The 24363-nt window shown below is 67.2% G+C and carries 17 protein-coding genes and 5 pseudogenes; 13 read left to right on the top strand and 9 right to left on the bottom strand.

Features of this window, described 5'->3' with window-relative positions; all coding sequences use genetic code 11:
- Positions 1-202: 202 nt before the first annotated feature.
- Positions 203-1696 (bottom strand): MFS transporter, encoded by a 1494-nt coding sequence (locus NVV57_11120; protein ID MCR6713198.1) that lies wholly within the window; start codon positions 1694-1696, stop codon positions 203-205.
- A gap of 224 nt (positions 1697-1920) precedes the next feature.
- Here NVV57_11120 and NVV57_11115 point away from each other — a divergent pair, with 224 nt between their 5' ends.
- From NVV57_11115 to NVV57_11105, 3 genes are read left to right on the top strand one after another with little or no spacing between them, the layout of a single operon-like run.
- Positions 1921-2484, top strand: coding sequence for a TetR/AcrR family transcriptional regulator (locus NVV57_11115; protein ID MCR6713197.1), 564 nt, complete (start codon positions 1921-1923; stop codon positions 2482-2484).
- A gap of 33 nt (positions 2485-2517) precedes the next feature.
- A complete protein-coding gene (locus tag NVV57_11110; GenBank protein MCR6713196.1) occupies positions 2518-2709 on the top strand; it encodes a hypothetical protein in 192 nt (63 codons plus the stop codon).
- 26 nt (positions 2710-2735) lie between these two features.
- The gene (locus tag NVV57_11105) at positions 2736-3203 is read left to right on the top strand and encodes a hypothetical protein (protein MCR6713195.1); all 468 of its coding nucleotides are present in this window, start codon (positions 2736-2738) and stop codon (positions 3201-3203) included.
- On the opposite strand, the gene NVV57_11100 is transcribed toward NVV57_11105, so the two are convergent.
- A complete protein-coding gene (locus NVV57_11100; GenBank protein ID MCR6713194.1) occupies positions 3200-3634 on the bottom strand; it encodes a TetR/AcrR family transcriptional regulator C-terminal ligand-binding domain-containing protein in 435 nt (144 codons plus the stop codon). The genes NVV57_11105 and NVV57_11100 overlap by 4 nt on opposite strands.
- A 255-nt stretch (positions 3635-3889) precedes the next feature.
- Between NVV57_11100 and NVV57_11095 the strand changes: the two genes are divergently transcribed.
- From NVV57_11095 to NVV57_11085, 3 genes are all read left to right on the top strand, one after another.
- Positions 3890-4327, top strand: a complete 438-nt coding sequence (locus tag NVV57_11095) for an MFS transporter (protein ID MCR6713193.1) — start codon at positions 3890-3892, stop codon at positions 4325-4327.
- Entirely contained in the window at positions 4327-5313 is a 987-nt protein-coding gene (locus NVV57_11090) for an MFS transporter (GenBank protein ID MCR6713192.1), read from the top strand. Before NVV57_11095 ends, NVV57_11090 begins: the two co-directional genes overlap by 1 nt.
- Positions 5314-5427: 114 nt before the next feature.
- Positions 5428-6282, top strand: a complete 855-nt coding sequence (locus tag NVV57_11085; GenBank protein ID MCR6713191.1) for a formate/nitrite transporter family protein — start codon at positions 5428-5430, stop codon at positions 6280-6282.
- Here the strand turns inward: NVV57_11085 and NVV57_11080 are convergent.
- Positions 6246-7136 (bottom strand): helix-turn-helix transcriptional regulator, encoded by an 891-nt coding sequence (locus NVV57_11080; protein MCR6713190.1) that lies wholly within the window; start codon positions 7134-7136, stop codon positions 6246-6248. The genes NVV57_11085 and NVV57_11080 overlap by 37 nt on opposite strands.
- Before the next feature lie 128 nt (positions 7137-7264).
- On the opposite strand from NVV57_11080, the gene NVV57_11075 reads away from it, so the two are divergent.
- The 4 genes and pseudogenes from NVV57_11075 to NVV57_11060 all read left to right on the top strand — a co-directional run bounded on the left by NVV57_11075 (position 7265) and on the right by NVV57_11060 (position 11974).
- Entirely contained in the window at positions 7265-8656 is a 1392-nt protein-coding gene (locus NVV57_11075) for a polysaccharide biosynthesis protein (GenBank protein ID MCR6713189.1), read from the top strand.
- A gap of 49 nt (positions 8657-8705) precedes the next feature.
- A pseudogene (locus NVV57_11070) lies at positions 8706-9512 on the top strand (SDR family oxidoreductase).
- Positions 9513-9555: 43 nt separating this feature from the next.
- The gene (locus NVV57_11065; protein ID MCR6713188.1) at positions 9556-10650 is read left to right on the top strand and encodes a glycosyltransferase; all 1095 of its coding nucleotides are present in this window, start codon (positions 9556-9558) and stop codon (positions 10648-10650) included.
- A 118-nt stretch (positions 10651-10768) separates the two neighbouring features.
- Positions 10769-11974 carry a glycosyltransferase family 4 protein gene (locus tag NVV57_11060; protein MCR6713187.1) on the top strand — a complete coding sequence of 402 codons (1206 nt, stop codon included), beginning with the start codon at positions 10769-10771 and terminating at the stop codon, positions 11972-11974.
- A 66-nt stretch (positions 11975-12040) separates the two neighbouring features.
- Here NVV57_11060 and NVV57_11055 read toward each other — a convergent pair whose 3' ends face one another.
- Together NVV57_11055 and NVV57_11050 are read right to left on the bottom strand one after the other, a co-directional pair.
- Positions 12041-12736, bottom strand: coding sequence for an SDR family oxidoreductase (locus NVV57_11055; protein MCR6713186.1), 696 nt, complete (start codon positions 12734-12736; stop codon positions 12041-12043).
- A gap of 129 nt (positions 12737-12865) precedes the next feature.
- The gene (locus NVV57_11050; protein MCR6713185.1) at positions 12866-13849 is read right to left on the bottom strand and encodes an aldo/keto reductase; all 984 of its coding nucleotides are present in this window, start codon (positions 13847-13849) and stop codon (positions 12866-12868) included.
- A gap of 183 nt (positions 13850-14032) precedes the next feature.
- Here NVV57_11050 and NVV57_11045 point away from each other — a divergent pair.
- Positions 14033-15685, top strand: a pseudogene (locus NVV57_11045) (glycoside hydrolase family 13 protein).
- Positions 15686-15697: 12 nt separating this feature from the next.
- The gene (locus NVV57_11040) at positions 15698-16729 is read left to right on the top strand and encodes a LacI family transcriptional regulator (GenBank protein MCR6713184.1); all 1032 of its coding nucleotides are present in this window, start codon (positions 15698-15700) and stop codon (positions 16727-16729) included.
- Here NVV57_11040 and NVV57_11035 read toward each other — a convergent pair whose 3' ends face one another.
- From NVV57_11035 to glnA, 4 genes and pseudogenes are all read right to left on the bottom strand, one after another.
- On the bottom strand, positions 16730-17923 hold the full coding sequence (locus NVV57_11035) for a hypothetical protein (GenBank protein ID MCR6713183.1): 1194 nt from the start codon (positions 17921-17923) through the stop codon (positions 16730-16732).
- Positions 17823-18782, bottom strand: coding sequence for a hypothetical protein (locus tag NVV57_11030; protein MCR6713182.1), 960 nt, complete (start codon positions 18780-18782; stop codon positions 17823-17825). Before NVV57_11030 ends, NVV57_11035 begins: the two co-directional genes overlap by 101 nt.
- Positions 18779-21771, bottom strand: a pseudogene (locus tag NVV57_11025) (bifunctional [glutamine synthetase] adenylyltransferase/[glutamine synthetase]-adenylyl-L-tyrosine phosphorylase). Before NVV57_11025 ends, NVV57_11030 begins: the two are co-directional and overlap by 4 nt.
- A gap of 31 nt (positions 21772-21802) precedes the next feature.
- Positions 21803-23138, bottom strand: a pseudogene (gene glnA / locus NVV57_11020) (type I glutamate--ammonia ligase).
- 73 nt (positions 23139-23211) lie between these two features.
- Between glnA and nadE the strand changes: the two are divergent.
- Positions 23212-24363: pseudogene (gene nadE, locus NVV57_11015) on the top strand (NAD(+) synthase).

Genomic DNA, 24363 nt, shown 5'->3' with positions numbered 1-24363 from the left:
GCTACGTCCGTCACGAGCCTCCAAAGGTCACGGCGATCGTCGCCGGGACACCTCCCGAGCGCGTAAGCGACCCCTGTGTACCGAAAGCGTGCAGGGAGGCACGGGCGCCGCGCCGAGGGGGCGCAGGTGTGAATGGACTCAGATACGAACGCGCCCCCGGGGTCTCTCTCGAGAGCCCGGGGGCGCGTTGGCTGTTCGCAGGCTAGAGGTGCACGCCCGCTGGGGTCGCGTCCTCATCGAACTCCGGCGCGTCGATCGCGGGAGCGTGACCGGGGCCCGCCATCTGGCGCGTGATGAGTACGGCAGCTGTGACGATCGCCAACAGGATCGCGCCAACGGACACCCACATCGCGGTGGTGAATCCGTGCACGGTCGCCTGGGCGAGCTCTGCCGTGGTGGTGGAGCCGTGCGCGACGATCCAGCTCGTCGTGGCGGTGGCCGCGACCGTGTTGAGTAGCGCGATGCCGATGGACCCACCAACTTGCTGGCTCGTGTTGAGCGTTGCAGAGACGATTCCGGCGTCGGAGCCGCGCACTCCCCCGGTTGCGGTGGCCATGCTCGGCATGAACGTCAGGCCCATGCCAAGCCCGAGGGCCACGAGACCGGGCAGAACGTGCAGCGCGTAGGAGGAGTCCACGTGAATCTGGGTGAGGAACACCAGCGCGCCCGCCGCGATCGTGAGTCCTGGAATCATGAGTCGGCGCGGGCCAACGCGCGGCAGGAACCGCGCGGAAATCCCGACGGCGCCGATCATCATGCCCACGACCATGGGGAGGAATGCGAACCCGGTCCTCACGGGCGAGAAGCCCCGGATCCCCTGCAGGTAGTACGTGAGGAACAGGAACACGCCGAACATGCCGATCTGGACAAGCGCCACGGTGGTGAGCGCGCCGATGCGGTTGCGCTCGCGCAGCAGGTGCAGTGGGAGCAGCGCGTTCGGGGTGCGGCGCTCCACGAGCACAAACACGGTCAGGAGAACGGCGCCGATCGCGAATGCCGAGAGCACGACGGTCGAAGTCCAGCCGCGCTGCTCAGCCTCGCTGAGACCGTAGACGATGGACACCAGCCCAGCCGTCGCGAGCACGGCACCCGGCACGTCGAGCCTGGTGCGAATGCCCCCAGCTCGGTGGTCACGGAGGAACATCACTGCGCCGATCACGGCGACGATGGCAATCGGCACGTTGACCATGAGCGTCCAGCGCCAGTTGACGAACTGCGTGAGCAGGCCGCCGAGGATCAGGCCGATGGCCGCGCCGCCGCCTGCGATCGCGCCGTAGACGCCGAGAGCGCGGGCGCGCTCCTTGACCTCCGTGAACGTGACGTTGAGCATGGACAGCGCTGCAGGAGCGAGCAGCGCCGCGAAGGCGCCCTGAAGTGCACGAGCCGAGACGAGCATCTCGAAGGTCTGCGAGAACCCGCCTAGAGCGGACGCACCGGCAAAGCCAATCAGGCCCACGATCAGCGCGCGCTTGCGGCCGAACACGTCGCCGAGCCTCCCGCCAAGCAGCAGCAGACCGCCAAAGGCGAGCGTGTACGCGGTGATGATCCACTGGCGGTCGGCATCGGAGATGCCGAGATCCGCCTGCATGGTGGGCATCGCGATGTTGACGATGGTCATGTCGAGAACGACCATGAGCTGCGCGAGCCCGATGGCCGCGAGACCCCACCAACGGCGGGGATCGGGGGTGGTGTCCATGGTGTGCCTTTCATGGCGGCACCCCAAGGGTCGCCAAGGACCAGAGGGGCACCTATGCCGGGGAGAGATGCGAAGGGCGAGGCGATTCGCGAAGCTGCCGGAGCGTCGGGCCTGTGAGCCCTTCCTAGCCGGCCGGTAAGTTACAACTGGGATGCTATTCTCTTTACTAGCCGCCCGTCAAGCCAGCGGGCGAAAAAACTTCCCGACACGTTAGAGAGGGCGAGATGAGCCAGTCCGCGACCCGTCGTCGTGGGGACACGCGAGAGCGCATCCAAGAGGTGGCGCTGGACCGTTTCACGGAATACGGGTACGCGCAGACCTCTCTGCGCGAGATCGCCGAGGACCTTGGCTTCACCAAGGCCGCCCTCTACTACCACTTCAAGAGCAAGGAAGAGATAGTCGACTCCCTGCTCGAGCAGGTCATCGCGGAGATGGACTCCGTGGCCACGTGGCTGCAGGACGGACCGCCAACGCGCGAGCGACGGCTCGAGATGATCGACCGGCTTGTCGACGCGACGCGCGGCATTTCGGGATCCGTGCTGCGCTGCGTCCAGCAGAACGAGGTCGCCCTTCAGCAGCTCTCGTCGACGACGGCACTGGTTCACGAGCTCAAGCAGCGCCTGTGGGACGCCTCGCTTCCCGCCGACGCCTCGATCGAAGACCGGCTGCGCATGCGCATGGCCGTCATGACGGTGCTGGTCGCGACCAAGTCCGACAGCGACCTGGGAGGTACGTCTCACGAGCGCATCGACGCGGCCCGAGCGGTGGCAAAGCTGCTCGTCCCCTGACCCATGGCGGCGCCGGCCGCTAGTGTGTGACTCGTGCTGCAGGCCTTCTTGCTGGGCGCGCTCGCCCAGTCGTCGCTCCTGATCGTCGCGCTCCTCGCCTACCGATTGAGCGTGAAGGAGTCGATCGTTGGGCAGATGGCGGCCTCGGCGCTGGCGCTCTTCTCGGCGCCGCCGCGTTCCAACTGGTTCCCGAGGCTCAGAAGTCACTCGACAGCCTCGAACTAAGCATCTGGCTCCTCGTTGGCGCGACCGTGTACATCACGGCGGATAAGATCATCGAGAAGCGCTTTGGCGACGAGGGCGCGATGGGCATCGTGGTGGGCAACATCAACGACGCCCTCCCCGAGTCGCTCATCTTCGGCATCCAGCTGGGCTCCGGCATGGTCTTCAGCCCAGCCCTGGCCGTGTCCGTGTGGGTGTCCAACATCCCGCAGGTGTTCGCGCCGGCTGAACAGCTGCGCAAGGACGGCTGGCCCGCGCGGAAGCAGGCGCTGCTGTGGGGATCCGTCGTGGTCATGTCCGGTGTCTTCGCGGCCGTTGGGTTTCTGTTCGCCCACCAGTTGGGGGACATCGGCGGCGCGAGGATCGCGGCCTTCACCATTGGCGGCCTCGTCGCGATGCTCACCACGTCCATGATCCCGTTCGCCTACAAGAACGGGAAGCTGCTCGCGGGGATGTGGGCCGTGGTTGGCTTCGCGGCCACGCTCGCCGCGTCCTAGCCGGCCCGACGCTGGGTTGCGGGCTCCTTAGGCGTCACCAGGGGCAGGAATATCTGGTCGAGAATCTCGTCGATGACCGCATCGGGTACCGGCTCCAAGGTCATCATCGCCTCGTGCCGGAACAGGTCGATCGGGAGCGTGCGCAATCGGGGTGTGAGCAGCGCGAGGTCCACCTCACCGCGAGCGGCCGCCCTCGCGTAGAGGTCATCGAAGGCGTCGGTGCGATCCCCGATGAGCGCCGCCCGCAGGTCCTTCGGACTTGTCCCGGTCTCCCGGAAGTAGCCACCTAGGTACGAGAACAGCAGAGCGTTCGAGCTGATGCTTCGCTCGTTCGAGTTCCGCATCAGGGCCACCAGGTCCCCGCGCAGCGAACCGGTGTCTGGCAACTCCGCCGGACCCTTCGTGATCATGTGCGCCACGGCGGCGAGCACGAGGTCCGCCTTGGTCTCCCCAGCGTCGGTACAGCACGGTGCGGCTGGTACCCGCCCGTTGGGCGATGCCCTCGAACGTGAGCGCCGTATACCCAGTCTCCGTGAGCTCCACCCAAGCGGCGTCGAGCAGCGCGGACTCGAGCTCGGCGCCGCGGCGTCGGTGCCCCTTGCCGCCTTGTTTAGGGTCCATTTGTGTATCTTACCGCCTCGGCGTATCGTGACTTAAGAGTCACCACTGTACCTAAAGGAAGCCGCATGACCACGTCCCCCTCCCCCACAGTCACGCGCGACGAGCCCATCGATCCCGCGCTCAAGCGCATGGCGATCGCGATCGTCGTCGGCGCGATCACGGTCATCCTCGACACCACCATCGTCAGCGTCGGACTGCACGAGCTCGGCGCCGCTCTCGGCGCCTCCATCACCACGATCCAGTGGGTGAGCACCGCCTACCTGCTGGCGATGTTCGTGACGATTCCCCTCACCGGCTGGGCGCAGGGCCGCCTCGGCTCCAAGCGTCTCTGGCTCCTGGGGCTGAGCGTGTTCCTCCTCGGCTCTGCCCTGTGCGCGCTCGCGTGGAACCCCGCGAGCCTCATCGCCTTCCGCGCGGTCCAGGGTCTTGGCGGCGGCGTGATGCTGCCGCTCATGGCGACGATCCTCATGCAGGCAGCCGGGGGGAAGAACGTGGGCGGCTGATGGCCGCGGTGAGCCTCCCCGCCGCGCTCGGTCCCATCCTCGGCCCTGTCATCGGCGGCATCATCCTGCACTCGCTCACGTGGCAATGGATGTTCCTGGTGAACCTGCCCGTCGGCCTCGTCGGCATCGTGCTCGCCGTGCGCGCCATGCCAGGAGGGCTTGACGGCCGCCGCGTGGCCCTCGACACCGTCGGCCTGCTCCTCATCGTCCCCGGCATCATCGGCATCATCTACGGCCTCACGGAGGCCGGCTCCAAGGGCGGGTTCACGCATGCCAGCGTGCTCGTTCCGCTGCTCGCGGGCGTGGGCCTCGTTGTGGCCTTCGTCGCGTGGGCGCTGCGCCGCGGCGAGAGGGCGCTCATCGACATCAAGCTCTTCAGCCACCGCCCCCTGGCAGCATCGTCCACACTCATGTTCCTGTCGGGCGTGGCGCTCTACGGCGCCATGCTCCTTCTCCCCTTGTACTGGCAGCAGGTGCGCGGCGAGGACGCGCTCGGCGCGGGCCTGCTGCTCGTTCCACAAGGTGTTGGTGCCCTGCTCTCGCGTACTCTCGCTGGGCGGCTCACGGACCGGCTCGGAGCCCGTTGGGTGGCGATGGGCGGCTTCGCGGTTCTCACGCTTGCGACCGTCCCCTTCGCGCTGGCGACCGCCACCACGCCCATGTGGTTGCTGATGTGCGTGCTCGCGGTGCGCGGCTTTGGCCTTGGCGCGGTGTTCATTCCGCTCATGAGCGTCGCGTACGAGGGCCTCGAGCGCCACGAGATGCCGGACGCCAGCATCGTCACCCGGGTGGCCCAGCAGTTGGGCGGCTCGTTCGGCGTCGCGATCCTCGCCGCGATCCTCACCAACGCGGCGCTCGGCGTGACCGATCTGGACGGACTCGCGCGCGCATTCGACACGGCGTTCTGGTGGGCGGTCGGCTTCAGCGTGATCGCCACGGGGATGACATTCCTCCTCCCCTCCCGCCCACACCCTGTCGGTACATAGGGGTCGTTTCCGCGCGCGAAGCGACGCGGTTGTACCGAGAGGATGCGAGGGGGCGCCGAAGGTCCTGGGACTGCGGTCCCCGCGCGGATCGGCGTCGCATGCCAGGCTTGACCCGTGACCGATCACGCGCACCTGTTCCCGGGCAAGCAGTTCATCTCGACCGTCCTGGACTCGCTCGAGACGAAGACCCAGATGAGCGGCAGCCTGCACCGCGTCTTCCTCATGCGCGCGGCCATGGCCGGCCTGCTCATCGGCCTCATGTACCTCGTGTACTTCTCGGTGATCGCCGCATTCGCCGCCATCGGCGACGGCTCATGGCTGGCCGTTGGACGGATCGTCGGAGCGCTGATCTTCGGGTTCGCGCTCGTCTTCATCTACTTCAGCAAGTCGGAGCTGCTGACGTCCAACATGATGATCGTCGCGGTGGGCGGGTACTACCACCGCATCAGCTGCTGGCGATCGGGCCGCATCCTCATCATGTGCTTCCTCGGCAACCTGCTTGGCGGGCTCCTGCTTGGCGGACTGGTGGCGGCATCGTCGCTGATAGATGGGGCCGTTGGCGATCAGATGGACGCGGCGGTTGATCACAAACTCGCGTATATCTCGGAGGGCCTGTCCGGGTGGGGCGACCTGTTCGTGCGCGCGATCCTGTGCAACTTCATGATCAACCTGGGCATGCTGCTCGTCTACAACGGCTATGTGAGGTCCGACCTCATGAAGGCCATCGCGATGATCATGACGGTCTTCGTGTTCGCCTTCTCCGGGTTCGAGCACTCGGTCGCCAACTCGGTGCTGTTCATCGTCGTGGGCCTGAGCCACGGAATTGATGTGTTCGCCGCCATGGCCAATGTCGCGATCGTCCTGGCGGGCAACTTCGTTGGCGGCGGCTTGCTCATCGGCTGGTACTACGCCTACGCGAATGACGACAGGCGCTACTTGCGCACCCATCCGCCCGCTGGCGACGAGTAGCCGGCGCCGAGCGCCTCCTGCTCGTCCGCCCACAGCTCCAACAACGCGATCTTGTCGGCCGTTGGCGAGCCGGGCTGCACCGCGTACACGAGCAGCGTGAGGTCGGGGTCCGAAGGCAGCTCCATTCCCTCGAACTCCAGGTCGAGCACGCCCACCGCGGGATGGAAGATGCGCTTGCGCCCCGACCGGTGGAAGGTCACATCGTGGCGCGCCCAGAGGGTGCGGAACTCCTCCGAGCGTGTCGACAACTCCCCGATGAGCTGCGTCAGCGCGGCGTCCCTCGGGTGCCGTCCGGCCTCCATGCGCAGCAGCGCCGTGCAGTCGGCCGCCGCCTTATCCCAGTCCGGGAAGTACTCGCGCCCCGCGGGATCGAGGAACACGAACCGCGCCGTGTTCACGGGCCGCTCGGCGCTCAAGAGCATGGGCGCGTAGAGCGCGCGAGACGCCCGGTTGTGCGCCAGGTGATCCAGCCGTCCATTGCGCACCCACGCGGGCGAGCTGATCGAGTCCAGGATGAGCTGCACCGTTGGCCGCACCGAAAGGGCCGACGGCCGGCTCGCCTTTCGCGGAGGACCCGACGCTCTCGCGAGGTCGTGGAGATGGTCCCGTTCCGCTGGGTCAAGTTGGAGAGCTACCGCCAGCGCGTCGAGCACCGAGTCCGAGGCACCCGCGAGGTTTCCGCGCTCGAGCCGCACGTAGTAGTCGACGGACACTCCTGCGAGCATCGCGACCTCTTCGCGCCGCAGGCCCGGAACGCGGCGATTGCCTCCGTATGCCGGCAGCCCCGCTGACTGCGGCGTGATGCGCGCGCGCCGCGTGCGCAGGAACTCCGTCACCTCCGGATCTGCCGCCATGTCCTCACCCTACGGCGCACGGCTGCGGCGAGGTAGGAACCTGCAGTACTCCCACGAACGAGGACGCGCGCCATCGCCCGCCAGCATCCGCATCCGAGACTGTGCAACCGCTCGGATACGATGTTCGAATGAGCGACGAGGCGCGGCGGGTCCTTGTAGTTGGGCATGGGGTCGCGGGACTCGGCATCGCAGACGACGCACGAGCCAACGGCGACGTCGTCGTCGGATTTCTCGACGACGAAGTGACCTCAAGTGACGTTCTCGGCACGCTGGCAGAGGTTAACTCGGTGGTGCACGGGCACAATGTGGACGCGATCTATTTCGCGATTCCCACGATCGGGGCCGGGCGGCTTCGCGAGTTTATCGGAGGGCTTGAGCAGGGGCTCGCCATCTCCATTCTCCCCCGTACATACAAGACCATCAGCACCGAAACTGTCAGGATTGCGGACCTCACCGACGTCGACGTCCTACAACTCGTTGGTCGGCAGCCCGTCAAACATGACCTGTTAGCAGCGCGCGAGATGGTGGCCGGTCGTCGGGCACTCGTGACCGGCGCCGCCGGGTCTATAGGCTCGCGCCTCACGGAGCACTTGCTGCACCTTGGCGCCGAGTCCGTGGTCGCATTCGACTGGTGGGAGAACGGGCTGTTCCACCTCGCGAACAAGCTCGACGATCCACGCCTGCGCGTAGTCGTTGGCGACGTCAAGAATCGCAACCGCGTAGCGCGCGTCTTCGCGCAGCATCGCCCGGACCTCGTGTTCCATGCCGCCGCCTACAAGCACGTACCGATGGCAGAGGACAATGCTGGCGAGGCCTTGGCGAACAATGCCGTGGGAGCCGAGACGGTCCTTGCCCAGGCGATCGCCGCGGGCGCGAGTCATGGCGTGTACGTGTCAACGGACAAAGCAGTGCGCCCGGCAAACGTGATGGGCGCGACCAAGCGGCTCGGCGAACTACTCATGAGGGACCTCGCCAGAAACTCCAGAGCCACAAAACTAACCGCAGTCCGCTTCGGGAATGTCCTCCAAAGCAATGGGTCGGTGATGGAAACGTTCCGACGCCAAATCGAGTCTGGTGGCCCGCTCACCGTCACGCATCGCGATGTGACCAGGTACTTCATGACCATTGACGAGGCTGCCCAGCTCATCATTCAGTCCGCTCTGCTTGGCGACAACGGCGACATCTGCGTGCTAGACATGGGCGAGCCGGTTCGCATCCTTGATCTCGCAGAAAGCCTCATCAAGGCCACGGCTCCACACGTGAAGATCGACGTCACGCAGCTCCGACCGGGTGAGAAGCTCTACGAGGAGCTCACGTACAACCCTGAGCTCGCGACGAGCACAGAGAACGGCAAGGTGTTCATTCTTGAGGTTGAGGACGAGCTGGATGTGCCAGTCGCGGACATCCGCGCGGCCTGCGCGGCCGTTCTCAACGGTGAACTCGACGACGACGGAGTCCGTTCCGCACTCGTAGAGATGGGCTTCGCCGTCACTCAAAGGGTGCGCGAGACGCGTCGATGACGCTACCGCCAACTACGTCCGTGCTGGTCACCGGCGGAGTGGGCGGCTCGGCGGTCTCGTCGTCGAGACGTTGCGCGCGTACGGGTACCGCGCGCTGTCGCTGTCGCGGGCGCCAGGTGTGCAACGTGAGGACTACCTCTTCGCCGACCTCACTGACGTCGCGACCGTTCGTGCCGCCCTCGGCGACCGCCCGATCGACGTCGTAGTGCACCTGGCCGCAGCGGTGCAACGTGACGACGCGCTTGAGGTCTCTGCGCGCATGGATGTATCTCTTGAGGAAATCGTTCGGCGCTCTCGCCCAGCGCACGTGGTGTTCGCTTCCAGCGGCGCGGTCTACGGTGACGGCACGCCCGGCGCGCTCTCAGAGGGCTCGCCAACGCTCGGCAGTTCGGCATACGCGCTGTCGAAGCTGGCAACGGAGGATCTCTTGCGCACACTCTCCGAAGAGCTACCTTCGCTCGCAGTGACCGCCCTGCGCATTTTCAACATCGCGGGTCCGAGTTTTGCGGACTCGCTCGTGCAGCGACTGCTCCGCGCAGATCCCGACCATCCGGTCCAGGTCCGCAACCCCGACTCGTTTGTGCGGGACTACATCCACCAAGCCGACACGGTCCTGGCCGTGGCGAGAGCTGTCGAACGTCCGCGCGCGGGCTTTCGGGCGCTTAACGTGGGAACCGGATACGCCGTAAGCACCCGAATGCTGCTCGAATCCCTCGCTATCCCCGACGAAGCGTGGATAGAAGTTCCGGGAGTCGCGAGCACCAGCTGGTGCGACAACGCCGCCATGATTCGCGAACTCGATATCGTTCCGCACGCGCTTCCGACGAGGGCGTGGGGGGCGCCGACACTGCACTGAGGCAGACGGCGTAGCGTGATAATTTTGAACGCCATCGCAAGCCGTGCGGGGTGGGCGCCAGTATCCGGCGTTGCCTAGTCTCCGGGGGTTCTACTTGTCCCGCACGCCCGCAGTTTCGATCATCGTTCCGATGCACAACGACGAAGAGTGGATCGCACGCGCGATCACCAGTTGCACTGCCCAGTCGCTCGCGAACATTGAGATCTTGTGCATTGACGACGCATCAACGGATGGGACGCGAGCCATCGTGGAGGACATGGCTCGCCGCGACTCGCGCATCCGGCTAATTGCCTTCGAGTCAAATCGCTCCGCTTTCCAGGCGCGCAGGGTCGGCAGTGAAGAGGCCGCGGCGCCATACCTGCTGTTCCTCGATGGCGACGACGAGCTCACAGCCAATGCCGCACAGGTTGCGCTGCAACACGCACGCTCTTCGGGCGCAGACATTGTCGCCTTTGGTGTGGATGTTCGGCTTCCCGATGGTGTTGGAACAGTACGACTCGCGAAGGATGTGCAGCCACGCCACCCTAGGCTCGATGGCTCGGACATCCTCGCAACCCTGCTCCCGCCGGGCGAGCCTGCCCGTGGCCATATCTGGGGCTATCTCTTTACAACCTCGCTGATCCGCAACGCCTACAGCGGCCTTCCAACAGATGTGCGGCTACCACGTGCAAATGATCTACCAGTAACCTTCCTCGCACTTGCAGCCGCGACTTCGTACGTCTCGACCATCGACGTTCTGTATCGCTACTACTTTCGCCGTGGACAGAGCGGCCGGCGCGTCACGAACCTCGAAGATTTCCAGCCCTACCTCGAGGCAGTGCGGTCGCTAGACGTGATTGAACACAAGGTTGTCGCTCCCGAGTCCCCTTGGCCCGAGCCGGATGTAGTTGTTGCGTCATACGAATCGGCGCGCATGTTCATCATCGGAAACGTACTCGATTACTGCATCGCGGCTTCAGACGACGGGCTCCGCCGTGACTGCGTCCGACTGTTGCAAGCGCGCGTCGGTCCCCTCGCTGTGGTGCGTGCCGCCGCATTCTTTAAGCCCGCTGCACTAAGCGCGATCTCAAGCGCGACGGGCCCCCCCCCCCCCGTACGTCGCCAACGCGCCACGTCCTTATCGTCACGTCAGAATTGAGTACTGGGGGCGTGCAGGCGGTGGTCGCGGCCCAAGCTCGCATCCTCACGGAGGCCGGCATCGCGGTCACCATCGCGTTGCACCGACGCGGCCACGATGTCTACGACCTCCCCCAAAGGTGCATGTCGTCCACATCGAGGGCTCGACCACCGGCGAACGGATCGCGTCTTGGATCGATATCTGCCGCGAGTCGGGCGCGGACGTCGTCTTCGAGCATACGATTCTCTACGGTCGCCTCTGGCCCTACTTTGTCCTCGCGTCGCGCGCGTGCGGCATCCCCACGATCGGCTTCCTCCTGAGTTTCGCCTTACGTCCGCTGTTCAACGACAACCAAAACATGTCTCACTTGCTCCAGCACCTGCCGCTCGTCGAAACCGTAGTCACACTTTCCGCAACGGACGTCGGTTACTGGAAGTTGCGAGGCATTCAGCGAGTCGTTTGCGTGCCCAACCCACCCTCGCCGATGCTCATGGAGCACGCCAGTGACCAAGCGCTGAAGACCGTTCCTGATGGACGTTTGCGACTCATCTGGTGGGGCCGGCTCGACGAGTCGACGAAGCGTGTACGCAGCCTGATCGCTGTCATCTCCGCGCTTCGAGAGCGCGGCGTAGACGCCGAGATCAGCATTGTTGGTCCCGATTCGCGCGACCTCACCGCGGTACAACTCCGCGAAGCGGCGGCCGCTAGTGGGGTCACAGACTTTGTCCGCCTATCCGGAGCGCTTCACGGTCGGGCTCTCGTGGAAGAGGTCGAAGCAGCCCACATCTACGTGATGACTAGCGCAATCGAGGGGGGCCCCCTCGCGCTCCTAGAGGCTCAGGCGTTCGGGCTCCCCGTCGCGATGTTTGACTTGCCATGGCTCGCCAGTCACGAAGGCAACGATGGAGTCGTCTCTGTTCCCCCGGGTGACGCCGAAGGACTAGCGCGCGAAATCGCAGCGCTCGCGAGGGATCCTGAACGCTACCTTGCCGCCTCCGCGGGCTCGCTGCGCGCCGCGCGACGCGCAACCCAGGTCGACTTTCACGAACTGTATTCAAAGCTCCTCGCGGGCGAACTCGCCCCAGAGTTCTCGCCTGAGCCCACCCTGGACAATGCGCGTCTGCTACTCGAGTGGTCAACGCTCTACGCGGAAGCCAACGCTCGGTTGCACCTAAAGGCCACGCGGGAGCTCAGATCTCTGGAGGCTCGAGTGACCTCGCTCAAGGACGAGATGGCGCGCACGCGCAAGAGGCCCTCCGTCTCTTCCGCGCGAAGGGTGCGGCGATTGCTTGGGTCGTGGAAGCGCAGGCTCGCCGGGCGGTTGCGTGGCGCACCGAAAGCCTGACGGCAGCCGCCTCGGCGCCCGATGCGCCGCACGTTGTTGATGTCGACGAGCACGTCCTCTGGCTCGTCATGCAGCGGCACCCCCGGTGTCTCCGCCGCCGGCCAGCCGCGCTGCGCGATCGCTCGCGAGCTCGGCGAAGAGGGAGTCGAAGTCCGTCTGGAGCTTGCCCTCCTGTGCGAAGAGCTCGAAAGTCTTCCAGGTGGCATTGGGGCAGAACACCGCCTCGACGAGTGTGCGAGCGATCTGCGAGCGCGCCACTCCCCTGCGCACATGGACGGGCGTGATGTCTCCCTGTTCGAACAGCACGGCGTTCTCGGTGGGCGACTGCAGGTCGAACCACCCGGGCCGAACGATCGTGTAGGGCGCCCCGTAGGCCCGCACGAGTCGCTCCGCTCCACGCTTCCAGTTGAGCAGCCCGCCGTAGTCGTCGCTGCCTCGCGAGGTCGCCATGGACGTCATCAACACGATTCTCGGCGAGCGACCGTTCAAGGTCTCCAACAGGCGACGCACGCCGTCGTAGTCCACGTTTCGGTGCTCTCCGCCATGCGTGAGGATGATGGCGTCCACGCCGTCAACGGCGTCGGCGAGCCCCTCTCCCGTGGCGAGATCCCCGAGCACGAACTCGACTCCGCCCGGCAGCAACTGAACGGCCCGGCCCGCGTTCCGCACCATCGCGGTGACCTCTACGTTCTGGGCGAGAAGCTCGCCAACGACGTGACGTCCGATGCTTCCGGTAGCGCCAATCGACAGCACGCGCGTCATCTGTGCTCCATGAAACTGTGCCCCGAGAAGTCCCCGTGAATGCCCACAAGTTGATCAAACACCACGTACGCCCCAGGGATATACAACACGCTCACCTGAAGTGAGCGGCGGCCACTGCAGCGCCACCGACTACAGGCCAACCGCCCGCATCCCCTCGGCCGCGTAGCGCTCACCAGCAACGCCCACGGTCCGCGCAAGCGCATCGAGGTCGGCCACGTCGTCCGGCGAGAGCGCAACGTCGGCGGCCCCCACGTTCTCGTCCACCCGGGCGCGGCGGCGGGTACCGGGGATCGGCACGATGAACGGCGCCTGGAACAGCAGCCACGCCAAGGCGACCTGGCCGGGAGTGGCGCCCAGAACGTCGGCCAGTGCCCGCACCTGGTCCACGAGCGCCTGGTTCGCCGCCATGGCGTCGGGCTGGAAGCGCGGCGTGCTGGCGCGAAACTCGCCGGGCTTGATATCTGCGGCCGTCACCGTGCCGGTGAGGAAGCCCTTCCCGAGCGGGCTGAACGGCACGAACCCGATTCCCAGCTCGCGCAGGGTGGGGAGAACCTCTGGCTCCGGGTCGCGGGTCCACAGCGAGTACTCGCTCTGCACGGCGGTCACCGGATGCACCGCGTGCGCCCTGCGGATGGTTCCCGCGCCCGCCTCGGAGAGCCCGAAGTGCCTGACCTTGCCCTCCGCGATCAGCTCGGCCACCGCGCCCGCGACGTCCTCGATGGGCACCTTCGGATCCACGCGGTGCTGGTAGAAGAGGCCGATCGCGTCCACGCCAAGGCGCTGCAGCGAGCCCTCCGCGACCCGTCGAATCTGCTCGGGTCGGGAGTCGGTGCCCTGCATCTTGCCGTCCACGATGTTCCAGCCGAACTTGGTGGCGACAACGACCTGGTCGCGGATCGGCGCTATCGCCTCGCCAACGAGGCGCTCGTTGTCGTACGGCCCGTAGACCTCCGCGGTGTCGATGAATGTGACGCCGTGCTCTACGGCGTACCGCAGCACGCCGATCATGTCGTCGCGATCGCCCGGGTTGGGGCCGTAGGACATCGACATGCCCATCGCGCCGATTCCGATCGCGGAGACCTCCAGGCCCTGCCCAAGTGTCCGAGTGTGCATGATGGCTCCCTGCCTAGGTGGTGATGCCTCCAGTCAACCCCTCGAGTCCCCGTTGTGGGAGTCCTTGCCAGTACCCGTCTTGGCCGAGCCTCCCATTCGGCCCGACGCTGGGGCCGGGCAAGGCGTTCGCCGCGGCGATTGCGCGGGGTTGCGTAAGCGTTTACATTGGTGCCTGTGAGCACCGTGGCCCCGTCCCCTGTCCCCGCTTCAACAAGCACCGAGTGGTGGCGAGACGCGGTCATCTACCAGATCTACCCCCGCTCGTTCGCGGACGGAAACGGCGACGGGATCGGCGATCTGCCAGGTATAACGAGCAGACTCGAGCACATTCGCGATCTCGGGGTCGACGCGATCTGGCTTTCTCCCTTCTATGTCTCTCCCCAGCACGACGGCGGCTACGACGTCGCAGACTTCCGTGACGTCGATCCGCTCTTCGGAAAGCTCTCCGACGCCGATGACCTCCTCGCCCGCGCCCACGAGCTCGGCCTGCGCGTCATCGTCGACATGGTGCCCAATCACACGTCGAGCGAGCACGTGTGGTTTCAAGAAGCGCGGGTCGCTCCCGCGGACTCCCCGCCCGCCACCGCTACATCTTCAGGGACGGCCGCGGCATGGACGGCTCCGAGCCCCCGAACAACTGGACCTCGATCTTCGGCGGTCCCGCGTGGACCAGGAGACCCGCCCGGACGGCACGCCGGGCCAGTGGTACCTCCACCTCTTCGACACCACCCAGCCGGACCTCAACTGGTCCCACCCGGACGTCCAGGGCGAGTTCGACGACATCCTGCGCTTCTGGCTCGACCGCGGCGTGGACGGCTTCCGGGTGGACGTCGCGCACGGCCTCATCAAGGAGGAGGGGCTTCCAGACCACTTCCCCAGTGCGGGGGCGGGTCGATGGGCGGCGACGAGTTCCACGCGACGCCCTACTTTGGGCAAGAGGGCGTGCACGACGTCTGGCGACGCTGGCGCGCCCTCCTCGAGTCCTATGGGCACGATCGCGTCCTCGTCGCGGAGGCCTGGATCTACCCGCTCTCCCGCATGGCCCGCTGGGTGCGCAGCGACGAGATGCACCAGGCGTTCAACTTCCCGTACCTCGAGACTCCGTGGGACGCGCGCGAGCAGCGCAAGATGATCGACGAGTCGCTCGACGCCTTCGCCGAAGTGGGCGCGCCCAGCACCTGGGTCCTGTCCAACCACGACGTCGTGCGCCACGCGAGCCGCCTCGCCCTGAGCGCCGAGAACCCGCAGGGCCACGGCATCGGCCCCGACTCGCCCGGCCTGCCCATCCCCGACCTGGGGCTCAAGCGGGCTCGCGCCGCGACCCTCATGATGCTTGCGCTCCCCGGCAGCGCGTACATCTACCAGGGAGAAGAGCTGGGCCTTCCCGAACACGTGTTCATTCCCGACGAGGCCCGCCAGGACCCGACATGGTTCCGCACCAATCACGAGCGCTACGGCCGCGACGGCTGCCGCGTTCCCTTGCCGTGGGAGGCGAAGGGCCCCGCATACGGCTTCAACGCCAGCGGCGCCACGTGGCTCCCGCAGCCCGACGCTTGGGCCGGCCTGGCGCGCGACGTCCAGTCTGGCGACCCCTCCTCCACGCTCGAGCTGTATCGCACGGCCATCCGCCTGCGCGGCGAGCACGGGCTCGGCTCCGGATCGATCGAGTGGCTCGAGCTCGGAACCGGGGTGCTCGCCTTCGACAACGGGGACGTGCGCGTCATCGCCAACATCTCCGGCGCCCCGGTGACGATCGACGGCGAAGTCCTCGCAGCGTCGGGCCCCGTTGCCGACACGGTCCCCAAGGACACAACCGTGTGGCTGTCGCGCCGATAGGGTGAGCCTGCCATGGCCAAGATCCAGAAAGTTGCCGAACTAGCGGGTGTCTCCACCGCCACGGTGTCGCGCACCCTGGCAGGCAAGGCATCGGTCTCCCCAGAGACGCGCGCGCGCGTCGAGGCTGCGGCCAAGGAGCTCGGTTACGTAGTCTCAGCGACGGCATCGTCCCTGGCATCCGGCCGCACGCGCAACGTTGGCATCGTGATGCCGTTCCTGACGGGCTGGTTCTTCACGCGCGTGCTCGCGGGCGCCCATGCGACTCTCGCGGACGCCGGCTACGACCTCACCGTCTACCACCTCGACCAGTCGGAGGCGAGCGGTGCCACGGAGCGCAGGCAGCGCCTGTTTGACGAGGTGCTGCGTCGCAAGCGCGTCGACGCGTTCATCGCCGTCTCCCTAGAGCTGACGGACCGCGAGCTCGACGACCTCCACGCCCTGAACAAGCCGGTGGTGGGTGTCGGTGGGCGCCTCGCCGGAATCCGCACTCTCGCGATCGACGACGAGGCTGCGGTGCGCCTCGCGACCCAGCACGTGATCTCGCTCGGCCACACCGTCATCGCGCATATCGGCGGGGATCCCGCGCTGGACCGCGACTTCCGCGTGGGCGCCAAGCGCCGCGCCGCCTACGAGGCCACGCTGCGGGACGCCGGGCTGCCCGTGGACGACCGGCTCGTGCGCACTGGCGACTTCACCATGGATGGCGGTTATCAGGCGGCGCTGCAGCTTCTCGGCGACCCAGCGGTGGCGCCGACCGCGATCGTGTGCGCGTCGGACGAGATGGCCATGGGCGCGCTGCTCGCCGCCCGCGACCTTGGCCGCGAGATCCCCGTGGACCTGTCTGTCATCGGCATCGACGGCCACACGCTCGGCGAGTTCTGGGGCCTCACGACCGTCGCCCAGTTCCCCGAGGCGCAGGGACGCCTCGCCGCCGAGGCGCTCCTGCGCGAGCTCGACGGCGAAGAGGTCGCTAAGGAGCACTTCTCCGTGCCGATCAAGCTGGTGGTGCGCCGCTCCACTCGCGCCCTGCAGCAGCCTCGATAGCTACTCGCTTGGGGTGTCGCCCGACGCGGCGGGGGGCTTGCGCGTGCGCGTGGGCTTCGGCTTGGGAGCGGCCGACGCTGGGGTCGCCTTCTTCGCAGGGGTTGCCTTGGCAGGCGTGGCCTTTGCGGGCGTGGTCTTTGTTGGAGTCTTGCGCGCGGGAGCCTTGGCGACGGGCGCTGGTTCAGGCTCGGTCGCCGGAGAGGACGGCTCGGACTCGACAACCACCGTCTCGGTGACGACCGCTGGGGCGACGACGACCGCGTCCGCAACAACAGCGTCGGGCGCGCTCACCACGGCACCCGCGGGAGTGGCCACGAGGTACTTGTCCCGGAACCCGGGCAGCAGTCGCGCGATCGCCCAGAACAGCACGGCGAGCACGATCGCCCACACGGCCATCGCGAGCAGGCGCGACGCGATGGGGCCCGTGGCATTCGATGACAGGAAGTCCTTCACGAACGCGGGGCCGCCAGTGGTGTTGCCCGGCAGGGACTTGACGATCTGTGCGGGCACGACGCGTCGAATGGCGATGGACACGGCCAACACGATGAAGCCGACGGCGAGCGCGGCCTGCGGCCAGTACCAGCGGCTGCGCGGCGCGACGAAGAAGCCGCCCACAATGAGCGCCAGCCCAACGAGGAAGCCCCACGAAGCGACGAGCTTCACACCGGCGTAGTAGCCGCGGATCTGATCGAACGTCTGCGCGTCGATCAGTTCCTTCTGAATGGGCTGGATCGTCACGTCGGGGATGAAGGTGCCGACTACCGGAATCTCGTCAATGCGCTGGTTGACGCGATCGCTGACGTCGATCGTGAGCGTGAAGGGGCCGGACGGGCGGTTGGGCTCCGTCAGCTCTTGCGTCAGCTGGGTCGAGACCTTGTCCACTGAGTTGGTGACGGCCTCGTTGACCCGGTCGGACTCGAGGACGTTCTTGACGATCTGTTCCAACTCGGGGCCGAAGGCCACGATGATGCGGTTGATGAAGCGCCCCTCGGTCTGTTTCTCGAGGTTCGCGACCACGGCTTCGGCGGCGATCGAAGAGAAGTTGGGGTCGTCGAGCAGCTTCTGGGTGATGTTGTTCGCCGCCTCACCCGACTCAATAGCCGACACGGCCTTCCCGGCTACGGACCACAGCACGAGGACCATCGAGCCGAGCAGCACCATGAAGGCTGCGCCGATAATGCGGAAGGTCTTCATGGCTTAAGCCTTTTCGTCCGCGAGCTGCGAGGGTAAACAGCACCAATGAGACAATCATGGCACCCAGCGCCACGTATCCCATCGCTGTGGCCACCGTGCCCTTTGCGTGATTGACGATCTCGATGACGATGGCGTCCGAGACCCCGCCGCCTGGGAGGCGCTCCGCAAGCGTCTGCGGCTCAAGGGCGCGCATCGCGAGCCAGATGAGTCCGCTCATGACCCCCACCGCGAGCGAGACCTTCGCCAGGAACCAGCGCTTGCGGAAGCTCACGAGAATGCCGACCGCGAGCAGGGCGAGGCCGATCCAGCCGAACCATTGCTGGGCGATATGCAGCCAGTGCCACGTGGTGCGCGCCGTGTCCGCGGTGTCCTCGTCCATGATCTGGACCGGCACGCCCGGAACCGAAATCTGCGGCAGCGAGTCGCCGATCACTGGTATCTCTCCCAAGAGCGCGTTGACCTGGTCGCTGAAGTCGAGGGACACGCTGATGGCGCCAGAGCCTTCGCCGTTAAGGGCCGCGACCATCTGCTCTCGGATCGACTTGGTCTGCGAGTGCACCACATTGACGAACGCGTCCGAACTCACTATCGACTCGATGATCCCCCTGGTAATGCCCTCAATTCCAGGGGTATCGGTATCGATGCCCTGGTCCGCGAGGGCATCGAGGACGGCCGTGGTGCCGTTGTCGACCAACGCCTTCTGCGCGAGGTCCGTGGTGATCGCGCGCGCCGTCGCGTCCTCGATGACCGTGCCGTTCTCAATCGCATCGAGCGCGGCGACGCTCGCAGCCCACGTCGCGATCAGCAACGCCCCCAGCACGATACACAGTGCAGACGCGAGCGTTCTGACGAGCCTCACGGCGTGTTCCATCCGTAGAAGACGCGCTCGGTGACGGCGCGCGCGTGCCGCGCGGCCCTCGCGTACGCCTCGTCCAGCTGCGCTCCGGTGAGCTGGGACTCCGTGATGTCCGCTAGTATCCCAAGCTCGCGCACGTCGCTTGGCAGCACGTCGGTGTCCTTGGCAGCTCCGCGCAGCGCCATCGCCCCGCGCAGGTCGGTGGCGAGCCTCCATGCTTCGGCAAGGGTGTCTGCGTCCGACGCCGAGAGCAGTTTGGCTTCGCGCGCCGCGTCGAGCGCGGCAAGGGTCTGCGTTGTGCGCAGCGAGGGGTGGTCGTGCCCGTGCTGCAGCTGGATCAGCTGCACCGTCCACTCGACGTCGGACAGCCCGCCGGGCCCAAGCTTCAGGTGCCGGCGCGGGTCAACGCCGCGCGGGAGCCTCTCCGACTCCATCCGCGCCTTGAGCGTGCGCATCTGCTTGAGCGCGCCGTCGGGCAAGGACTTGGGGAAGCGCACGGGCTCGATCGCGGCGACAAAGTCCGCACGCAGTTTCTCGTCGCCTGCGCAGGGCCGCGCGCGCAGCAGTGCCTGCGCCTCCCATGGATCGGACCAGCGGGCGTAGTACTCGACGCACGACTCGAGCGAGCGCGCGAGCGGGCCGCTCTTGCCCTCCGGCCGCAGGTCGGCGTCAATTGTCAGCGGCGGCTGCGGGCCCACCGACTGCAGCAACTGCCGAACCATTACGGCCACCTGCACCGCGCTCGCCTGCGCGCCCTCCGCCTGCCCGTCCCATACGAACTGGACGTCAGCGTCGGACGTGTAGGTCATCTCCCTGCCGCCGAAGCGACCCATCGCGACCACGATCATCCGTTTGGGCATCGCGTCCTTGCCGCGCTCCTCGGTCACCACGTGCCGAGCCACGCGCAGGGCGCCTTCGACGAGCACGTCCGCCGTTGCGGTCACGGCCTCCGTCGCGTCCGAGGGGTTGATGAGGCCAAGGGCGTCCGCGGCCGCGATCCGCAGGAGCTCGCGGCGGCGCAGCCCGCGCAGCGCGGTCATCGCCTGGTCGCGGTCGTTGGAGCGGGTGAGGATGGCGTCGACCTCTCGCCACAGGCGCTCAAAGTCCCGCGGCTCGAGTTGGGCGTCGTCGTCGAGCCACGTGACGGACTCTGCGGACGACAGCAGCGCCCTCGCCGCATAGGCGGAGGTGGACAGGAGCCGCGCGAGCCGTTCGGCGGCCGTTCCCGAGTCGCGCAGCAGCTTGAGGTACCAGTGCGCCTCTCCCACCTGGTCGCTCAACTGGCGGAACGCGAGCAGGCCCGCGTCCGGATCCGCTCCCTGCGCAAACCAGCCGATCATCGCGGGCAGCAGCTGTCGCTGGATCAGCGCCCGCCGCGATACTCCGTCCGTGAGCGCCACGATGTGCCGCTGCGCGTCCACGGGGTCGCGGAAACCGACGGCGGCGAGGCGGGCGCGAGCGGCCTCGTCATCGAGCGCGGCCTCGTCCGCGCTGAGCCGCGCAACCACCGGAAGGATGGGCCGGTAGAACATCTCGAGGTGCATCGCCCTGACATCGCGCCTGGTATCTGCCCACACCTCGCCCATGTACTCAACGGTGGCGAACCCGGAGGCCCGCGCGAGCACGCGCAGCCCGTCCTCGTCGGCGGGCATCAGGTGGGTCCTCGAGAGCTTCCGCAGCTGCAGCCGGTGTTCCCATACGCGCAACTGGCGATACGCGCGGTCCATGGCGGCCGCCTGCGGCGGCCCACGTAGCCGCCGGCCCGCAGCGCGTGCAGCGCCTCGAGCGTGCCTCGGAGCCTCAGGGGAGGGGTCTGCGCGCCCGTGGACGAGCTGCAGCAGCTGAATGGTGAACTCGACGTCCCTGAGTCCCCCGGGGCCCAGCTTGATCTGCCGCTCCGACTGATCCCTCGGCACGTGCTCCTCGACGCGCCTTCGCATCGCCTGCGCGGACTCGACGAAGCCCTCGCGCTCCACCGCGGTCCACACCATCGGCCAGACCGCATCGAGGTACGCCTCGCCCACCTCCGCGTCGCCCGCGATGGGGCGCGCCTTGAGGAGCGCCTGGAACTCCCACGTCTGTGCCCAGCGCTCGTAATACGCCTTGTGGGACGCCACATTGCGCACCAAGGGCCCGTCCTTGCCCTCGGGGCGCAGCGCCGCGTCAACCTGCCATAGCGGCGGTTCTGCGCCGGCGGAGTCGCACGCGCGCGCCGCAACGGTCGCGAGGCGGGTGGCGATGCGGATCGACTCCTCTTCGCCGCCCCCCCCCCCGGTTCCGCGACGAAGATCACGTCGACGTCCGAGACGTAGTTGAGCTCGCGCCCGCCGCACTTTCCCATCCCGATGATCGCGAGGCGGGTCTTCGCGTGCTCCGGCTCGCCCGCCCGCGCGATCGCGAGGCCGGCCTCGAGCGCAGCCCCGGCCAGGTCGGCGAGCGCGGCCGCGACGGCGGGGAAAAGTGTGGTCGGCTCGTGCGAGAACAGGTCGTCCGCCGCGATCCTGAGCAGAGCGCGGCGGTAGGCGACGCGCATGGCCGCAACAGCGTCGGGCCCTTGCAGTGCCGCCACGGGAGATGGTGAGGCGGGGTCCGCGCCGACGGCCTCGAGCAGCGCCGCTCGCACGTCCACCTCGGCGAAGCTCGCGTCGGCGGGCCACTCGCTGAAGTCGCGAACAAACTCAGGGTGGCGGATCAGGAAGTCGCCCAGAGCAATCGAGCCGCCGAGCAGAACGCCGAACTTGCCGCCCGCGATCGACTCGCGTAGCGCGCCAAGCGCATCGAGGACTCCCGCGTCCCGTGCGGACTCGGCGAGGCGCAGCAGCTGGAGCAGCCCAGCGTCGGGATCTGCCAGGTATGACAGCGCGTGTGGCGGGTCGTCGATGGTGACGCCGGTGATCTCGACGATCTGCCCGAGGATCCGCTCGGCGCGTTCGGGATCCGCGACGCCGGATCGCCGCAGCAGAGTGGCGAGCGAAACTTCGCGGGTGCTCACGCAACCACCCTAGCGACGCAGTGCACGGCCCCTAGAGGACCGCGAGGTACTGCTGGAGCTCGAACGGCGTCACCTGGGCCCGGTAGGCCTCCCATTCGGCGCGCTTGTTGCGCAGCACGAAGTCGAAGACCCGCTCGCCGAGCGTCTCGGCCACGAGTTCGGACTTCTCCATGATCGCCACGGCGTCCGCGAGCGAGGCCGGCAACGGCTCATAGCCCATCGCCCTCCGCTCTTGCGGGGAGAGCTCCCCACACGTCGTCCTCGGCGCCATCGGGCAGCTCGTAGCCACCCTCGATCCCCTTGAGCCCGGCCGCGAGCAGCAGCGCGAACCCCAGGTAGGGGTTCACCGCCGGATCCATCGCGCGGTACTCGACCCGCGTCGACTGGCCCTTGCCCGGTTTGTGGATCGGCACGCGCACCAGGGCGGAGCGGTTGTTCGAGCCCCAGCACACGTACGACGGCGCCTCCGCGCCTCCCCACAGGCGCTTGTAGGAGTTCACGTACTGGTTGGTGATCGCCGTGATCTCCGGGGCGTGCGTGAGCAGGCCGGCCATGAACTGGCGCGCGACCGCGGAGAGCTGGTGATCGGCCCCCGACTCGTAGAACGCGTTGCGGTCGCCCTCGAACAGGCTCAGGTGGGTGTGCATGCCGGAGCCAGGGCCGTTCGCGAGCGGCTTGGGCATGAAGGAGGCGAACACGCCCTGCTCGAGCGCCACCTCCTTGATGACCGTGCGGAACGTCATGATGTTGTCGGCCATGGTGAGCGCGTCGGCGTAGCGCAGGTCGATCTCGTTCTGACCCGGTCCCGCCTCGTGGTGGCTGAACTCCACGGAGATGCCCATGCTCTCGAGCATCGTGATCGCGGTGCGGCGGAACTCGTGCGCCGTGCCGCGCGGCACGTTGTCGAAGTATCCGGCCTGGTCAACGGGCTTGGGCGGCTGCCCTTCAACCGGAGGCTCGAAGAGGTAGAACTCGATCTCCGGGTGCGTGTAGAACGTGAAGCCCTGCTCGGAGGCCCTGTCGAGGGTTCGCTTGAGCACCTGACGGGGGTCGCTCAGGGCGGCCTCGCCGTCGGGCGTGTAGATGTCGCAGAACATGCGCGCGGCCCCCTGCCGGTCGCCGCGCCACGGCAGGATCTGGAACGTCGCGGGGTCCGGCTTGGCGATCATGTCCGCCTCGTAGACGCGAGTGAGCCCCTCCACGGCCGAGCCGTCGAAGCCGATGCCCTCGCTGAACGCGTTCTCGAGCTCCGCGGGCGCGATCGCCACGGACTTGAGGATGCCGAGAACATCCGTGAACCACAGGCGAATGAAACGGATGTCGCGCTCCTCGACACTGCGAAGCACGTACTCCTGCTGCTTGTCCATGTGCCCATCCTGCCCTATCGATGTGTCGATTGTGTGACGTTGCGGCACGGTGCCCGCCGCGTAGGCTGGCGCCATGCCGACGCTCCGGATAGCCCTCGCCCAGGTCAACCCGTGCGTGGGTGACATCGCTGGTAATGCGGCACTCGTGGTGAACGCCGCGCGGTCCGCCCACGAGGCCGGCGCGCACCTCGTGCTGCTGCCGGAGATGGTGGTCACCGGCTACCCCATCGAGGACCTCGCGCTGCGCGCGAGCTTCCAGCGCGCCGCGGCGGCCGCGGCGGCGGACGTCGTGGAGCAGCTGGCGGAGTTTGGCGACCTCACCGTGGTCTTCGGTTCCCTTGGCACCGGGCCCGACGGCCGTCCCACCAATCGCGCGATCGTCGCCAAGGGCGGCCAGGTGATCGCGACGTACGACAAGCACCACCTGCCCAACTACGGCGTGTTCGACGAGCGCCGCATCTTCGCCCCCGGCGACAGCGCCTGCATCCTGTCGGTACATGGGCGTCGTATAGGGGTGGTCATCTGCGAGGACATCTGGCAGGACGGCGGTCCTGTGGCCGCTCTCGAGGGCGCAAACCTGGACCTGCTCGCGGTGCTCAACGGCTCCCCCTTCGAGGAGGGAAAGGGGCGCGTCCGCACGAAGCTGGCACGGCGTCGGGCCGCTCAGGTGGACGCACCCCTCGCCTACGTGAACATGTGGGGAGGGCAGGACGACCTCGTCTTCGATGGCCACTCATTCGTGGTCGGGGCCGACGGGGCGTGGCTGGCCAACGCGGGCGGGTTCGAGGATGCGTTGCTCGTGCTCGATCTTGACGGCAATCAAGCCTCAGTTGTTGATTTCGCGAGTGACGACGAGCAGGTCTACCGGGCCTGCGTCACGGGCCTGCGCGACTACGTGCTCAAGAACGGCTTCTCGTCCGTGGTGCTCGGAATGAGCGGCGGCATCGACTCGGCGCTCACCGCGGCGATGGCGGCGGACGCGCTCGGCGGCGAGAACGTCGTCGGCGTCTCGATGCCGTCCACGTTCTCCTCGGACCATTCTCGAGATGACGCCGCCGACCTCGCCAAACGCATCGGCGCGGATTACCGCGTGCAGCCGATCGCACCCATCGTGGAGGCGTTCCAGGGTGAGCTCGCGCTGACGGGGGTCGCCGAGGAGAACCTGCAGGCGCGCGTGCGCGGCGTAATCCTCATGGGCATCTCCAACCGCGAGGGGCATCTCGTC

Source organism: Demequina sp., assembly GCA_024707205.1.
Classification (GTDB): Bacteria; Actinomycetota; Actinomycetes; order Actinomycetales; family Demequinaceae; genus Demequina.
The sequence above is the reverse complement of the archived record's forward strand: the minus strand, read 5'-3'. Positions and strand labels throughout refer to the sequence as shown.